General features: G+C 51.6%; 18 protein-coding genes. 11 read left to right on the forward strand and 7 right to left on the reverse strand.

All coding sequences use genetic code 11. The features are described 5' to 3' along the window. Positions 1-57: 57 nt before the first annotated feature. The 4 genes from tsaB (at position 58) to rnd (ending at position 4,496) form a co-directional block, all read left to right on the forward strand. Positions 58-753: a tRNA (adenosine(37)-N6)-threonylcarbamoyltransferase complex dimerization subunit type 1 TsaB gene (tsaB, locus tag J4617_RS02205; RefSeq protein ID WP_001221017.1), complete on the forward strand. Its 696-nt coding sequence runs from the start codon at positions 58-60 to the stop codon at positions 751-753. A gap of 71 nt (positions 754-824) precedes the next feature. Continuing rightward, positions 825-1,406: a Slp family lipoprotein gene (locus tag J4617_RS02210; RefSeq protein ID WP_000290594.1), complete on the forward strand. Its 582-nt coding sequence runs from the start codon at positions 825-827 to the stop codon at positions 1,404-1,406. Positions 1,407-1,610: 204 nt separating this feature from the next. Next, the gene (fadD, locus tag J4617_RS02215) at positions 1,611-3,296 is read left to right on the forward strand and encodes a long-chain-fatty-acid--CoA ligase FadD (RefSeq protein WP_023198598.1); all 1,686 of its coding nucleotides are present in this window, start codon (positions 1,611-1,613) and stop codon (positions 3,294-3,296) included. A 72-nt stretch (positions 3,297-3,368) separates the two neighbouring features. After that, complete coding sequence (gene rnd, locus J4617_RS02220; protein ID WP_001109124.1) at positions 3,369-4,496, forward strand: ribonuclease D; 1,128 nt, start codon at positions 3,369-3,371, stop codon at positions 4,494-4,496. Positions 4,497-4,617: 121 nt separating this feature from the next. Here the strand turns inward: rnd and minE are convergent, their stop codons facing one another. From minE to minC, 3 genes are read right to left on the reverse strand one after another with little or no spacing between them, the layout of a single operon-like run. Next, complete coding sequence (gene minE / locus J4617_RS02225) at positions 4,618-4,884, reverse strand: cell division topological specificity factor MinE (protein ID WP_001185666.1); 267 nt, start codon at positions 4,882-4,884, stop codon at positions 4,618-4,620. A 3-nt stretch (positions 4,885-4,887) separates the two neighbouring features. Continuing rightward, positions 4,888-5,700 carry a septum site-determining protein MinD gene (gene minD / locus J4617_RS02230; RefSeq protein ID WP_000101047.1) on the reverse strand — a complete coding sequence of 271 codons (813 nt, stop codon included), beginning with the start codon at positions 5,698-5,700 and terminating at the stop codon, positions 4,888-4,890. A gap of 23 nt (positions 5,701-5,723) precedes the next feature. Beyond that, complete coding sequence (gene minC / locus J4617_RS02235) at positions 5,724-6,431, reverse strand: septum site-determining protein MinC (RefSeq protein WP_000072527.1); 708 nt, start codon at positions 6,429-6,431, stop codon at positions 5,724-5,726. A 125-nt stretch (positions 6,432-6,556) separates the two neighbouring features. On the opposite strand from minC, the gene J4617_RS02240 reads away from it, so the two are divergent. From J4617_RS02240 to J4617_RS02260, 5 genes are all read left to right on the forward strand, one after another. Next, on the forward strand, positions 6,557-6,850 hold the full coding sequence (locus tag J4617_RS02240) for a YcgL domain-containing protein (protein WP_001525604.1): 294 nt from the start codon (positions 6,557-6,559) through the stop codon (positions 6,848-6,850). Positions 6,851-6,899: 49 nt separating this feature from the next. Continuing rightward, positions 6,900-7,559, forward strand: a complete 660-nt coding sequence (locus tag J4617_RS02245; protein ID WP_001519895.1) for a fumarylacetoacetate hydrolase family protein — start codon at positions 6,900-6,902, stop codon at positions 7,557-7,559. Between the two features lie 92 nt (positions 7,560-7,651). After that, positions 7,652-8,098, forward strand: coding sequence for a YcgN family cysteine cluster protein (locus tag J4617_RS02250; protein ID WP_001285703.1), 447 nt, complete (start codon positions 7,652-7,654; stop codon positions 8,096-8,098). Positions 8,099-8,449: 351 nt separating this feature from the next. Continuing rightward, complete coding sequence (locus J4617_RS02255; protein ID WP_001519337.1) at positions 8,450-8,587, forward strand: hypothetical protein; 138 nt, start codon at positions 8,450-8,452, stop codon at positions 8,585-8,587. 191 nt (positions 8,588-8,778) lie between these two features. Beyond that, positions 8,779-8,952: an addiction module toxin, GnsA/GnsB family gene (locus tag J4617_RS02260; protein ID WP_001083582.1), complete on the forward strand. Its 174-nt coding sequence runs from the start codon at positions 8,779-8,781 to the stop codon at positions 8,950-8,952. 71 nt (positions 8,953-9,023) lie between these two features. Here J4617_RS02260 and J4617_RS02265 read toward each other — a convergent pair whose 3' ends face one another. From J4617_RS02265 to nhaB, 3 genes are all read right to left on the reverse strand, one after another. Then, a complete protein-coding gene (locus J4617_RS02265; RefSeq protein ID WP_000018967.1) occupies positions 9,024-9,365 on the reverse strand; it encodes a DUF1971 domain-containing protein in 342 nt (113 codons plus the stop codon). Between the two features lie 108 nt (positions 9,366-9,473). After that, the gene (gene dsbB / locus J4617_RS02270; protein ID WP_000943475.1) at positions 9,474-10,004 is read right to left on the reverse strand and encodes a disulfide bond formation protein DsbB; all 531 of its coding nucleotides are present in this window, start codon (positions 10,002-10,004) and stop codon (positions 9,474-9,476) included. 141 nt (positions 10,005-10,145) lie between these two features. Continuing rightward, positions 10,146-11,690 (reverse strand): Na(+)/H(+) antiporter NhaB, encoded by a 1,545-nt coding sequence (nhaB, locus tag J4617_RS02275; RefSeq protein WP_000406444.1) that lies wholly within the window; start codon positions 11,688-11,690, stop codon positions 10,146-10,148. Between the two features lie 219 nt (positions 11,691-11,909). Here nhaB and fadR point away from each other — a divergent pair, with 219 nt between their 5' ends. Then, complete coding sequence (gene fadR / locus J4617_RS02280; protein WP_000234826.1) at positions 11,910-12,629, forward strand: fatty acid metabolism transcriptional regulator FadR; 720 nt, start codon at positions 11,910-11,912, stop codon at positions 12,627-12,629. Positions 12,630-12,675: 46 nt separating this feature from the next. Here fadR and J4617_RS02285 read toward each other — a convergent pair whose 3' ends face one another. Beyond that, positions 12,676-14,208 (reverse strand): SpoVR family protein, encoded by a 1,533-nt coding sequence (locus J4617_RS02285; RefSeq protein ID WP_000190833.1) that lies wholly within the window; start codon positions 14,206-14,208, stop codon positions 12,676-12,678. Between the two features lie 322 nt (positions 14,209-14,530). Between J4617_RS02285 and J4617_RS02290 the strand changes: the two genes are divergently transcribed. Continuing rightward, positions 14,531-15,829 carry a D-amino acid dehydrogenase gene (locus J4617_RS02290; protein WP_001266937.1) on the forward strand — a complete coding sequence of 433 codons (1,299 nt, stop codon included), beginning with the start codon at positions 14,531-14,533 and terminating at the stop codon, positions 15,827-15,829. The last annotated feature ends 6 nt before the right edge of the window (positions 15,830-15,835 follow it).

Consider the following 15,835-nt stretch of genomic DNA (forward strand, 5'->3'; position numbering starts at 1 on the left):
TTTGTTACGGAGTATGGTAAGATGCGCGCTATTTTATTGATCTAAGCACGAAACCTCATGCGAATTCTGGCTATCGATACCGCCACAGAGGCCTGTTCTGTCGCCCTGTGGAACAACGGTACTATCAATGCTCACTTTGAGCTTTGTCCACGAGAACACACTCAACGTATCCTGCCCATGGTGCAGGAGATTCTGGCCGCCAGCGGCGTCTCGCTCAATGAGATAGATGCGCTGGCGTTTGGGCGCGGCCCGGGCAGCTTTACCGGCGTGCGTATCGGCATTGGTATTGCGCAAGGGCTGGCGTTAGGGGCAAATCTGCCGATGATCGGTGTTTCGACGCTTGCCACGATGGCGCAGGGCGCGTGGCGTAAAACCGGCGCGACCCGCGTACTCGCCGCGATTGATGCGCGGATGGGCGAAGTGTACTGGGCGGAATACCAGCGTGATGCGCAGGGCGTCTGGCAGGGCGAAGAGACGGAAGCGGTGCTGAAACCGGAACGAGTCGGCGAGCGGTTGAAACAGCTTTCCGGCGAGTGGGCGACGGTAGGAACGGGTTGGTCCGCGTGGCCCGATCTGGCGAAGGAGTGCGGCCTGACGCTTCATGATGGGGAGGTGTCGCTCCCGGCAGCGGAAGATATGTTGCCCATCGCCAGTCAAAAGCTGGCGGCAGGAGAGACCGTTGCCGTGGAACATGCCGAGCCGGTTTATTTGCGTAACGAAGTGGCGTGGAAGAAACTTCCCGGCAAAGAATGACTCTCACTACTATTACCCCCCATACTTTATGCTGTGGGGTGGAATAGAGGTCGAGAAAAAGGAGTCGCATCATGGCGGTTCAAAAACGGTTAATAAAAGGGGCGCTGGCGTGCGCTTTTGCGCTTATGCTGAGCGGTTGCGTGACTATCCCGGATGCCATTAAAGGTTCGAGTCCGACGCCGCAGCAGGATTTGGTGCGGGTGATGAATGCGCCACAGCTCTATATCGGGCAAGAGGCGCGTTTTGGCGGCAAAGTTGTGGCGGTACAAAATCAGCAGGGAAAAACCCGGCTTGAAATCGCGACCGTACCGCTCGACAGCGGCGCGCGCCCTGTTCTGGGCGAAGCCTCGCGCGGCAGAATTTTTGCCGATGTGAACGGTTTTCTGGACCCGGTGGACTTCCGTGGCCAGTTAGTTACCGTTGTCGGCCCGATAACCGGCACGGTTGACGGTAAAATCGGCAATACGCCGTATAAATTTATGCTGATGCAGGCTACCGGCTATAAACGCTGGCATCTTGTTCAGCAGGTCGTCATGCCTCCACAGCCGATCGATCCGTGGTTTTACGGCGGACGCGCCTGGCCTTATGGCTATGGCGGTTGGGGATGGTATAACCCTGGACCCGCAGAGGTTCAGACGATAGTAACAGAGTAACCCTTTGTTTTATCAATAAAAGAAACAGCGGCTGGTCCGCTGTTTCTGCATTCATAGAGACATAATAAAAATAAATAGTGACGCGCTTCGCAACCTTTCAGTTGCGTAATTAATAAACTGGTACGCTGAGTTAATATAATGTTAACGACTTGTTTATTAACTGGGGTTGTGATGACGACGAACACTCATTTTAGAGGTGATGCATTGAAGAAGGTTTGGCTTAACCGTTATCCTGCTGATGTTCCGGCGGAGATCAACCCTGACCGTTATCAATCCCTGGTTGAACTGTTTGAACATGCGGCGACGCGCTATGCCGATCAGCCTGCGTTCGTCAATATGGGGGAGGTAATGACCTTCCGTAAATTAGAAGAACGTAGTCGGGCATTTGCGGCTTATTTACAACAAGGGCTGGGACTCAAAAAAGGCGACCGTGTGGCGCTGATGATGCCAAACCTGTTGCAGTATCCTGTCGCGCTATTTGGTATTTTACGCGCTGGCATGATTGTGGTGAACGTTAACCCGCTGTACACGCCGCGCGAACTTGAGCATCAGCTTAACGATAGCGGCGCGGCGGCAATCATTATTGTTTCTAACTTTGCCCATACGCTGGAAAAAGTGGTCGAGAAAACGTCGGTACAGCACGTTATTCTGACGCGGATGGGCGACCAGCTTTCTACCGCCAAAGGTACGGTTGTTAACTTTGTCGTGAAATACATCAAGCGTCTGGTGCCAAAATACCACTTGCCAGATGCGATCTCGTTTCGCAGCGCGCTACAGCATGGCTACCGTATGCAGTATGTCAAACCCGAGGTTGTCGCTGAAGATCTGGCTTTCCTGCAATATACTGGCGGTACGACGGGCGTGGCGAAAGGCGCGATGTTGACCCACCGCAATATGCTGGCGAATCTGGAGCAGGTGAAAGCGACCTATGGGCCGCTGCTGCACCCGGGGAAAGAGCTGGTAGTGACCGCGCTGCCGCTGTATCACATTTTTGCCTTAACCATGAACTGTCTGCTTTTTATCGAGCTGGGTGGGCAAAACCTGCTGATTACCAATCCGCGTGATATCCCCGGTCTGGTCAAGGAGCTGGCGAAATATCCATTTACGGCGATGACTGGCGTTAATACGCTATTCAACGCCCTGCTCAATAATAAAGAGTTTCAACAGCTGGATTTTTCTTCGCTGCATCTGTCAGCCGGCGGCGGGATGCCGGTGCAAAACGTCGTTGCGGAACGTTGGGTAAAGCTGACCGGGCAATACCTGCTGGAAGGCTACGGGCTGACCGAGTGCTCCCCGCTGGTGAGCGTCAACCCGCATGATATTGATTATCACAGCGGCAGTATCGGCCTGCCAGTACCGTCAACAGAAGCCAAACTGGTGGATGACGATGACAACGAAGTCGCGCCGGGTGAGGCCGGAGAGCTTTGCGTGAAAGGCCCGCAGGTTATGCTGGGATACTGGCAGCGTCCTGACGCGACGGATGAAATCATTAAAGATGGCTGGCTGCATACGGGCGATATTGCGGTTATGGATGAAGACGGCTTTCTGCGGATTGTCGATCGTAAGAAAGATATGATTCTGGTTTCTGGTTTCAACGTTTATCCAAACGAAATTGAAGATGTGGTGATGCAGCATTCTGGCGTGCAGGAAGTCGCGGCGGTTGGCGTGCCTTCCGGTAGTAGCGGCGAAGCGGTGAAGCTTTTTGTGGTTAAGAAAGATCCGGCATTGACTGACGATGCGTTGATCACCTTCTGCCGTCGCCATCTGACCGGATATAAGGTGCCCAAACAGGTCGAGTTTCGCGAGGAATTACCAAAATCTAACGTTGGGAAAATTTTACGACGAGAACTGCGTGACGAAGCCCGTGGCAAAGTAGACAATAAAGCCTGAGCGTTAAGTCAGCTAACGAGAGACGCCGGTTAAGCCGGCGTTTTTTTTGGCGCGAACCAAAGAGAACACGATTTGAATTACCAAATGATTGAAACGGACGATGCGCTGGCGAGCCTGTGTGAGGCTGTCCGCGCATGTCCGGCTATTGCTTTAGATACGGAATTTGTCCGTACCCGCACCTATTACCCGCAGTTAGGATTGATCCAGTTATTTGACGGGGCAAATGTCGCCCTGATCGATCCGCTCGGCATCAGCGACTGGTCGCCGTTAAAAGCGGTGTTGCGCGATACGGGAATCACCAAATTTCTGCACGCGGGTAGCGAAGATCTGGAAGTATTTCTGAATGCGTTTGGCGAACTGCCGGAACCCCTGATTGATACGCAAATCCTGGCGGCGTTTTGCGGGCGTCCGCTGTCGTGGGGATTTGCGGCGATGGTAGAAGAGTATACGGGCGTGGCGCTGGATAAAAGCGAGTCTCGTACCGACTGGTTAGCCCGGCCTTTAAGCGAGCGTCAGTGTGAATACGCGGCGGCGGATGTCTGGTATCTGTTACCGATCGCCAAAAAGCTGATGATTGAAACTGAAGCCGCAGGATGGCTGCCTGCCGCGCTTGATGAATGTCGGTTGATGCAGCAGCGTCGTCAGGAGATTCAGGCGCCGGAAGAAGCATGGCGGGATATCACCAATGCCTGGCAACTGCGTACTCGCCAGTTAGCCTGTCTGCAACTTTTAGCTGACTGGCGGCTACGTAAGGCGCGTGAGCGCGATATGGCGGTGAACTTTGTTGTGCGTGAAGAAAACCTGTGGGCGGTCGCGCGTTATATGCCGGGCAGTCTCGGTGAGCTGGATAGCCTGGGGCTTTCCGGCAGCGAGATTCGTTTTCACGGCAAGACGTTGATATCGCTGGTGGCGAAAGCACAGGCGCTACCGGAAGAGGCATTGCCGGAACCCCTGTTGAATCTGATGGACATGCCGGGCTATCGCAAAGCGTTTAAGGCCATCAAAGCGCTGGTGGCGGAGGTGAGCGCGTCGCATCACGTCAGCGGCGAGCTACTGGCATCGCGTCGGCAGATTAATCAGTTGCTTAACTGGCACTGGAAATTAAAACCGCAAAATGGGCAACCGGAATTGATTTCCGGCTGGCGCGCCGAACTGATGGCGGAGAAGTTAACTCTTCTGTTGCAGGAGTATCCGCGTTAACGACGGTAATTGCCGGGAAAACGGCCAGTGAAATAAATGTCCGTATTCGGAATAATGTAAAAAAATAAAAAAGGCAGATTCTTCTGCCTTTTTTAATCCAGGAATTTTCCCATAAAAGAGCTTATTTTGACTCTTCGGCTTCCGGCAGCGTTACGTTAAGTTCAAGGATGGAGATATCACCATCTTTTTGCTCAAGCTGGACGGTAACCATTTCCGGATCGATTTGTACGTATTTACAAATGACCTCAAGAATATCTTTACGTAACTGCGGTAAATAATGCGGTTCGGCATCGCTACGGCGACGTTCCGCGACAATGATTTGCAACCGCTCTTTTGCAATATTAGCGGTACTCTTTTTCCGCGAGAGAAAAAAATCCAGTAATGCCATAATTTATCCTCCGAACAGGCGTTTGAGGAAACCTTTCTTCTCTTCTTCAATGAAGCGGAAAGGACGTTCTTCTCCCAACAGACGATCTACGGTATCTGCATAGGCTTTACCCGCATCCGCAGTGGCGTCAAGAATCACCGGTTCGCCCTGGTTCGATGCGCGCAGTACGGATTGATCTTCCGGGATCACACCGACGAGTTTAATACGCAGAATCTCCAGTACATCTTCCATGCTGAGCATGTCGCCTTTATTGACGCGGCCTGGATTGTAGCGCGTCAACAGGAGATGTTCTTTAATCGGTTCTTCGCCATTTTCTGCGCGACGAGATTTCGATGCCAGAATACCCAGAATACGGTCCGAGTCACGGACAGAAGAGACTTCCGGGTTAGTCGTGATGATCGCTTCATCGGCAAAATAGAGCGCCATCAGCGCCCCGGTTTCGATACCCGCCGGCGAGTCGCAAACAATGAACTCAAAGTCCATCGCTTTCAGTGAGTCCAGTACCTTAGCGACGCCTTCACGCGTCAGCGCGTCTTTATCCCGGGTCTGCGACGCCGGAAGAATGAAGAGATTTTCAGTACGCTTATCTTTGATCAGCGCCTGATTCAGTGTCGCATCGCCCTGAATGACGTTTACAAAATCGTAAACGACACGACGTTCGCACCCCATAATCAGATCGAGGTTACGCAGTCCGATATCAAAATCAATGACGACAGTTTTCTTTCCCTTCTGGGCCAAACCTGTAGCGATGGCCGCGCTGGAGGTGGTCTTGCCAACGCCCCCTTTACCCGAAGTAACAACAATAATGCGTGCCATAAAAATTCCTTGTTAAAAAGGGATCAATTCAACGGTTGAACTGTCAAAGCGTTGTCTGCTAAACGCAGGCGCGCCGCTTTGCCATAAAATTCTGCCGGGATTTTATCACTCAGCCAGTAAACACCTGCGATAGAGACCAGTTCTGCCGTCAGATGGGTACAAAAAATTTGCGCTTCCCGATCGCCGCTCGCCCCTGCCAGCGCGCGACCTCTCATCATGCCATAGACATGGATATTGCCGTCAGCGATAAGCTCTGCGCCAGCGCTGACGTGACTTGTAACAATCAGATCACATTGTGGAGCATAAATGCGCTGACCGGAACGAACCGGAACATCAATTAATCGCGTTTTTGTGATGGGATTAGCGTTTTGCGGCGGCTCGCTGGGCGTTGCCGGCTCAACGGGCGCAGGCCGAACCGCTTTCTCTTTACCTTCAGTCAGTAAAGGAAGACCCATCCGATCGATTTCTACTTTCAGGCTGGCGTCTTTACAGCCGCTCACGCCGATAATGCGTAAGCCGGTTGAGGTCACGATCTTATGCAGTTCCGGCCAGTTTACCGGGCTTTCAAGACCGCTAACGTTAATAACGACAGGGGCGTGTTTTAAAAACGCAGGAGCCTGCGCTATTTTGTCTTCTAACGCCTGACGAATAACCTCTGGTTCCGCTTCATGCAAATGAACCACTGATAAGGTGAAGCTACTGCCTTTAAGCTCGATTGGCGTGTTTGACATCCTGGCCTTACTCAATTTGCTATTTATCATCTCCGATACGGAGTGATATTCCGAAGTCCAGAAGGCATGTTATAGTCAGTATTATATTGAGGCAAGTCACCATCCCGTTAATTCAGAGTAAAAGTATGTTTTGTGTGATCTATAGAAGTAGCAAGCGCGATCAAACCTATTTGTATGTCGAAAAAAAAGACGATTTTTCGCGGGTGCCTGAAGCGTTGATGAAAGGATTCGGTCAGCCGCAGTTAGCGATGATGCTGCCGCTTGATGGACGTAAAAAATTAGTCAATGCCGAGCTCGAAAAAGTAAAACAGGCGTTAAGCGAGCAGGGCTATTATTTACAATTGCCGCCGCCGCCGGAAGATTTGCTGAAACAACATCTTTCTTCGGTGGGACAAAATACGTCGCCCGCTGACCGTTAAACGGTATTCGGCGCCGCGCCTGAATTCCATCATGATCTTAGGGGAAAATATGTATCAACATCGTAACTGGCAAGGCGCCTTGCTTGATTACCCGGTAAGTAAAGTGGTCTGCGTGGGCAGTAATTACGCAAATCACATCAAGGAGATGGGCAGCGCGACGCCGGAAGAACCCGTGCTTTTTATCAAGCCGGAAACCGCATTGTGTGATATTCGCCAGCCGCTGGCGATTCCGGCGGATATGGGCGCTGTTCATCATGAAGTTGAGCTTGCCGTGCTGATTGGCGCAACGCTCCGCCAGGCGACCGAAGATCATGTACGTAAAGCGATAGCCGGTTATGGCGTGGCGCTTGATTTAACCCTGCGCGATATTCAAGGGAAAATGAAAAAGGCCGGACAGCCCTGGGAAAAAGCCAAAGGTTTTGATAACGCATGTCCGATTTCAGGCTTCATCCCTGTCGCGGCCTTCTGCGGCGATCCGCAAAATACGGTTATCGGACTTAACGTTAATGGCGAGGTTCGCCAGCAAGGGTCGACCGCGGATATGATTCATCCTATTGTGCCTCTTATCGCCTATATGAGCCGCTATTTTACGCTCAAAGCCGGGGACGTGGTGCTAACCGGCACGCCGGCAGGCGTGGGGCCATTATTAAGCGGCGATGAGCTGGACATTCGTTTTAATGGCGAAACGTTGTCTACCCGCGTTCTGTAAAATCTGCTTGCCGCCTTCAGCGGCGGTAAAACTTGCATCTGCAGGCCAGACTGGTTATAAGGTGCAGCTTTAGTGCAATGGCGGATACTTTAATGAGCGATACACCTTTCTGGCAACGTAAAACCCTGGATGAAATGACCGATGCCGAGTGGGAGTCGCTGTGCGATGGCTGCGGTCAATGCTGCCTGCATAAGCTGATGGATGAAGATACAGATGAAATCTACTTCACCAACGTGGCGTGCAGGCAATTAAATATTAAAACGTGCCAGTGCCGTCATTATGAGCGCCGTTTTGAATTTGAACCCGACTGTATCAAACTCACTCGCGAAAACTTGCCAGACTTTGAATGGTTGCCGATGACCTGCGCCTACCGTTTGTTGGCGGAAGGTAAGCCCTTGCCGACGTGGCATCCGCTGCTGACTGGATCGAAAGCTGCTATGCATGGCGAGCGAATTTCTGTCCGTCATATCGCGGTTAAAGAATCTGAAGTACGGGACTGGCAGGATCATATTTTAAATAAACCGTCGTGGGCAGAATAAGTCTTCGGCAAAACGGCTGATTGTTTACAATTCTTTAATTTACGCCGGGCGGCCCCTGAAACCAGGAATTGCGTGCAAATTCCGTCACCTGGCGTTATCACTGCCTTCTATTCTTCCCTGACGCGCCTTGTCGCTGCGCTCGCGCACGTATGGCGGCGACTCTATACTTTCAAAGCAGTATATCGCTGCCTATCCTGAGGAGTTACCCCATGAATAACCAACCGTTGCGCGTTTCAAAGGATCAGCCCAGGAAGCCTGATAAGACACCCGAAGACGAAGGAAAAAATCCAAAGAAAAACCAAAAGTAGTGCTGTAGGGTATCTTTAATAACTATGGTTCGTTGGAGGCTTTATGTCTGAACGTCCTGATTTAGTCGATCCATTACCAGAGGATGAGCCGCTTCCTGGTGAAAATATTCCGGATACACCAGAGGGAGATGATCCTCTCGACCCGGATACCCAGAATGAGGTTGAAGATCCTCGTAGATAGCGTCTTGTGCTATTAACCAACCGCCTGATGCACCGTCTGTGCCAGGCGGTTTTTTACATCTTCTAAAGCGAAACATCCTGATAATCCTCAGAAAGATAGCCTATAATTTTTTGTACGTTAAAATAGTAGCGCGTCCATGACGACACTGTCTTATTGCGCTTAGCCGTTTGCGAGTTCAAAGGAGGAAATCAATGAACAGCGAAGAGTTGACACATAAAGCAGAAGAGGAAATCGCGGCACTCATTAGCAAAAAGGTTGCCGAACTACGGAAGAAAACCGGGCAAGAGGTTTCCGAAATAGAGTTCGCGCCGCGAGAAACGATGAAAGGGCTTGAGGGATACCACGTTAAAATTAAACTACTCTAGCGTTTAATTAGCGCCATTAATCACCTGGCTACTGGGCGGGACGCCGCCCAGTGGTGACTGGTTTACCGATGTCAGGCTTTTTTCTGTTGATACATTTCCTCGCCCTGATGGTCTTCCTCTACCCAAAAATGAATGTTGAACCGCGCATCATCGCTCAGCTCTACCCGATGCCAGTATTGCGGCGGACTGGTGGCGAATTGCCCGGCATTAATCACCACTTTCACTTCTGGTTCTGTCGCGGTTTCATTCGCAAAACCATAGTAGGTCACGGTGCCTTCCATCACGCAGAGTTGTCCGAAAACGCCTGCCGCTGTGTTGTGATGAGAGAGCAGTGCCGCCGGAACATTCTCTTTGGTGAAAAAGGGGGTAGAGCGTTTAACTTTCCAGTTTGCCGGGATGCGTAAGTGGGACATAAGACATCTCCCTGATGTGGTGATTAAAAGATGTATTTAATATACACTTTTTAATCACTGGCAAACAACGCTTCGGGCAAAAAAAACGCTCCCGAAGGAGCGTGTGTATCAACGACCGAACAGGTCGCGTTTTTTAGGCTTAAATGCCTGGGCTATGACGACGGCTATCGCCACCACAAGGTAAGCGGCAAAGATCCCCAACAGCCATTGCGGCATCTCCAGCGTTAAAAACGACCACTGGCGTTCGGCGCAATCACCGGATGCCACAAACACCTGTGGCAGCCATTTACCCAACGGCAACCAGTCTGGAAAGCGCGCCATAAAGTCACAGGTCATGAACGGCGAGGGATGCAACTGAATCATCGTATGTTCATACGCCAGTTGTAGACCCCGCCAGGCGCTGTAAATCCAGATAACCATTGCCACGTATCGCAGCGGCGTTTTCGGCGCTATTGCGCCGACCAGACCCGCGCCCATCACGCCAAACAGGGCGCAACGTTCATAAATACATAGCACGCAAGGTTTAAGTAACATGACGTGCTGGAACCACAGCGCCACCATTTCCAGCGCCAGGGCGGTAAACGCCATCAGTAACCATGCGCCCCGACCCCGTGAGCACTGGTTTAAAAATCGCAACATAATAATTTCCCTGCAACATGCGTAGAGACCGCAGTGTAAACCAATTCAATTCGTGCGCCACTAGCGGGAAATGAAATAATGTGTAATTGGATAATTATCAGGCAAAAATCGGAGCCGGGCGGTGTATTGCCCGGCCAAACGTTACGAAAGCGTTGCTAACCATCCTGCCTGAGTCATCCATTCGGTGGCCGGCGCAAGAGTGAATTCGACGCACAGTAGCCCTATCAGGGTCAGTACGATAGTGTACGGTAACGCCATCCAGACCATACGGCCATAGGAGAGACGGATTAACGGCGCCAGCGCGGAGGTCAGCAGGAATAAGAATGCCGCCTGACCATTTGGCGTCGCTACCGATGGCAGGTTAGTACCGGTATTGATGGCCACGGCTAAAAGCTCAAACTGTTTTAAGCTGATAGCGCCGTTTTCCATTGCCGCCTTCGCTTCGTTGATATAAATGGTGCCGACAAAGACGTTATCTGAGATGGAAGACAACAGGCCGTTAAAGAGATAGAACAGCGTTAGCTGCGCGTGTTCAGAGGCTTGCAAGACGAACTGAATAATCGGCGCGAAAAGATGTTGATCGATAATAACCGCCACAATGGAGAAGAAAACGGTTAACAGCGCAGTAAACGGCAGCGACTCGGTAAACGCTTTGCCGATGGCGTGTTCATCGGTTACACCCGTTAACGCGGTGGCCAGAATAATGACCGACAGACCAATCAGTCCCACCTCCGCGAGATGGAGGGCGAGGGCGGTAACCAGCCAGACGCCAATAATCGCCTGGACTATTAGTTTAATTTTATCCTGGCGGGTGCGCTTCTTACGGCTTTGATCGTCGAATTGCTGTAAAACGTCGCGGACTTTTTCGGGCAACGTTTCGCCATAGCCAAACCAGCGCATTTTCTCGACCAGCATACAGGTTAACAGTCCACATACCAGTACCGGGACGGTGACAGGCGACATCCGCAAAAAGAAGTCGCCGAAATGCCAGCCAGCCGCTTTAGCGATGATCAGGTTTTGCGGCTCCCCGACCATGGTCATGACGCCGCCCAGCGCCGTCCCCACGCCCGCATGCATCATCAGGCTACGTAAGAATCCGCGGAATTGCTCCAGCACCGTTTTGTAATGCGGATCGATATGGCTGTCGTCCAGCATATCGTTCTCTTCGCCGCGCGATGAGGCCACACGATGGTAAATCCCGTAAAAACCGACGGCGACGCTGATCACCACCGCAACGACGGTAAGCGCGTCAAGGAAAGCCGACAAGAATGCGGCGGCGACGCAAAAGGCCAGCGACAGAACCATCTTCGAGCGGATACTGAGTAACAGACGGGTAAAAATAAACAGCAATAACTGCTTCATAAAGTAGATGCCTGCCACCATAAACATCAGCAGCAGCAAGACTTCCAGGTTGGCGGCAACCTCTTCACGTACATGGGCGGCGCTGGTCATGCCGATGATGACGGCTTCAATGGCCAGTAACCCGCCGGGCAGCAGGGGGTAACACTTTAACGCCATCGCCAGGGTGAAGATAAACTCTGCCACCAGCAGCCAACCGGCAACAAAGGGATTAGCTAAGAAAATGAATGGGTTAACAATTAAAAAGACAAGTAGTGCCAGTTTGTACCAGTCGGGCGACTGGCCTAAAAAGTTGCGCCACATGGCGCGACCCCATGAGATCTCCATGAAATTTTTCCTTACCTAGAAAAATGAAATAGCGTTTTTATGTTTAAACACAGAGAGTAGCGAGCGCGACGAATGCAAGCAAGTCCTTAACGATATTGGCAGGCGATATCAGAAATGGTGCCTTGATCCCCTTTTTCTTCATTGCGTCCGCTATCAGGTGTTACGCCCGTCTGGTATGATGAGTACAACTATGTTTTGCTGTGTAATGGAAATCTCACTATGGTCATTAAGGCGCAGAGCCCGGCGGGTTTCGCGGAAGAGTATATTATTGAAAGTATCTGGAATAACCGCTTTCCTCCTGGCACGATCTTACCGGCAGAACGAGAACTCTCCGAACTGATCGGCGTGACGCGCACGACATTACGCGAGGTGTTACAGCGGCTGGCGCGAGATGGCTGGCTGACCATTCAGCATGGCAAACCGACAAAGGTTAATAATTTTTGGGAAACGTCAGGGCTGAACATCCTTGAAACGCTGGCCCGCCTTGATCATGAAAGCGTTCCACAACTGATCGACAATTTGTTGTCGGTGCGTACCAATATTTCTACTATCTTTATTCGTACCGCGTTGCGTCAACACCCGGATAAGGCGCAGGAAGTGCTGGCCACTGCCCACGAAGTGGCCGACCATGCTGATGCATTCGCCGATCTGGACTATAACATCTTTCGTGGTCTGGCATTCGCCTCCGGCAATCCTATTTATGGCTTGATCCTGAACGGCATGAAAGGGTTATACACCCGCATTGGTCGCCACTATTTCGCCAATCCGGAAGCACGCAGTCTGGCACTGGGTTTCTATCATAAATTATCGTCGTTATGCGAGCAGGGCGCGCACGACCAGGTGTATGAAACGGTGCGACGTTACGGGCATGACAGCGGCGAGATTTGGCATCGGATGCAGAAAAATCTGCCCGGCGATTTAGCGATTCAGGGACGATAATCCCGCGATGCCCGGTAAGCGTAAACACTACCGGGCAGCATCTCGATTACAGCATGTTCATGCGCGGCGGACAACGCTCCAGCAGTTCTACGCTGCCATCCTCATTTTGTTGCTCCAGCATCACATCAAAGCCCCATAACCGATGCACATGTTTCAGCACCTCTTTGCGGCCTTTATCCAGCGGTGCGCGGTTATGCGGGATATAACGCAACGTCAGCGATCTGTCGCCGCGTAAATCCACATTCCAGACCTGAATATTCGGCTCCAGGTTGCTCAGGTTATACTGTGACGACAGTTTTGATCGAATCTCCCGATAACCTTCTTCGTTATGAATGGCGGAGATCTCCAGATAATTATGCCTGTCATCATCAAGTACCGTGAAGAAACGGAAATCACGCATCACTTTTGGCGACAGGAACTGACTGATAAAGCTTTCATCTTTAAAATCGCGCATGGCGAAGTGCAGCGTTTCCAGCCAGTCGGAACCGGCAATATCCGGAAACCAGTATTTATCTTCATCCGTGGGCGACTGACAAATACGTTTGATATCCTGGAACATGGCAAAGCCGAGCGCATAGGGGTTAATTCCGCTATACCAGGGGCTATTATAGGGCGGCTGAAATACGACATTGGTATGGCTGTGTAAAAACTCCAGCATAAAGCGTTCCGTCACTTTGCCTTCATCATACAGATGGTTCAGGATGGTGTAGTGCCAGAAGGTCGCCCAGCCCTCGTTCATGACCTGCGTCTGTTTCTGCGGATAAAAATACTGGCTGACTTTACGCACGATGCGCAGAATTTCGCGCTGCCACGGCTCGAGCAACGGGGCGTTTTTCTCCATAAAATAGAGCAGGTTTTCCTGCGGTTCAGCGGGAAAGCGGCGTGCTTCGGTGACAGTTTTTTCTTCCTCGCGTTTTGGCAGCGTGCGCCACAGCATATTCACCTGGCTTTGTAGATACTCTTCCCGGCTTTTTTGTCGCGCTTTCTCTTCCTGCAACGAGATTTTCTGCGGGCGCTTATAGCGATCGACGCCGTAATTCATCAGCGCGTGGCAGGAGTCGAGCAGTTTTTCTACTTCATCCACTCCGTAGCGTTCTTCACAGCGGGTAATGTAATTTCGGGCGAAAATCAGGTAGTCGACGATAGAGCTGGCATCCGTCCAGCTCCGGAAGAGATAATTATTTTTAAAAAAGGAGTTGTGGCCGTAACAGGCGTGCGCCATGACCAGCGCTTGCATGGTGATGGTGTTCTCTTCCATCAGGTAGGCAATGCAGGGATTAGAGTTGATCACAATTTCATAAGCCAGTCCTTGTTGACCATGCTTATACAGACGTTCCGTCTCAATGAACTTTTTGCCAAACGACCAGTGCGGATAGTTGATCGGCATCCCGACGCTGGAGTAGGCGTCCATCATCTGTTCGGAAGTGATGACTTCAATTTGGTGCGGGTAAGTATCCAGTTGGTAGAGCTTCGCCACGCGGTCTATCTCTGCCAGATAGACATCCAGCAGATCAAATGTCCAGTCGGGTCCATCGCTCAAACGTGTGGTGTCCTTGTTCATGGAATCAATCGTTGCCATTCGCGCACCCTCATTGTTGGCGACGCTCTCTGTATGGAGCGCCTCCTTTCAAGCATAGAACACCATGTTAAAAAACGACTTGATCGTGAAAACTTTTCTTTGCGATTTCCTCCACATTGAACGGCAAAAAAACGGGTATTGGCATCATTTTATGCTGTATAGCCATGCCGCGTAGCAGGAGATCCCAAACCAGTGGGATCGCTTGTCTTTAGGGTATATGTGAAGCACGTCACCATAAAAAAGTCATATGTTGAATAATATTTTCATCTGGGTTATCAAGATGTAATCAGAAGATTGTTCTTTTACTATTAACGGAGTGGCTATGCGAGTTGTCATCCTGGGGAGTGGCGTAGTTGGCGTGACCAGCGCCTGGTACTTAAGTCAGGCGGGGCATGATGTCACCGTCATCGATCGCGAATCCGGCCCGGCGCAAGAAACCAGCGCGGCGAATGCCGGACAAATTTCACCGGGATATGCGGCGCCCTGGGCGGCCCCTGGCGTACCGCTGAAGGCGATAAAATGGATGTTCCAGCGCCATGCGCCGCTGGCGGTGCGTCTGGATGGCACCCCGTTTCAACTGAAGTGGATGTGGCAAATGCTGCGTAACTGCGATACCCGGCATTATATGGAAAATAAAGGCCGCATGGTGCGCCTGGCGGAATATAGCCGAGACTGTCTGAAAACGCTACGCGCCGCGACCGGTATCGAATATGAAGGCCGCCAGGGGGGAACGCTACAACTCTTCCGCACCGCGCAACAGTATGAGAACGCCACCCGTGATATCGCCGTGCTGGAAGATGCCGGGGTGCCGTATCAGCTCCTGGAATCCAGCCGACTGGCGGAAGTTGAACCCGCTCTGGCTGAGGTTGCGCATAAATTAACCGGCGGACTGCGCTTACCGAATGATGAAACCGGGGACTGTCAGCTCTTTACCCAGCGTCTTGCGCGCATGGCGGAGCAGGCGGGCGTAACCTTTCGCTTTAATACTCCCGTGGAAAAATTACTGTACGAAAATGATCAGATTTACGGCGTGAAATGCGCCGATGAGATCATTAAAGCAGATGCGTATGTTATGGCGTTTGGATCGTATTCGACGGCGATGCTTAAAGGCATTGTTGATATCCCGGTGTATCCGCTGAAAGGCTATTCATTAACCATCCCAATCGTCGAGCCAGACGGCGCGCCGGTATCGACGATTCTTGATGAAACCTACAAAATCGCTATTACGCGTTTTGATAAGCGTATTCGCGTGGGGGGAATGGCGGAAATCGTGGGCTTTAATACCGACTTACTGCAACCGCGCCGCGAGACGCTGGAGATGGTTGTGCGCGATCTCTTTCCGCGCGGCGGTCATATTGAGCAGGCCACATTCTGGACCGGCCTGCGCCCCATGACGCCGGACGGCACGCCGGTAGTAGGACGCACCCGTTATAAAAATCTGTGGCTTAATACTGGACACGGCACCTTAGGCTGGACGATGGCCTGCGGTTCAGGCCAGTTGTTAAGCGATATCTTGTCGGGTCGCACGCCAGCGATACCCTACGACGATCTGAGCGTGGCGCGATACCGTTCCGATTTTACGCCCACCCCCCCGCAACGTTTGCATAGCGCGCATAACTGATAAAGG

The sequence above is a fragment of the Salmonella sp. 32010601201800023SM genome, assembly GCF_017572235.1.
Lineage (GTDB): Bacteria > Pseudomonadota > Gammaproteobacteria > Enterobacterales > Enterobacteriaceae > Salmonella > Salmonella enterica.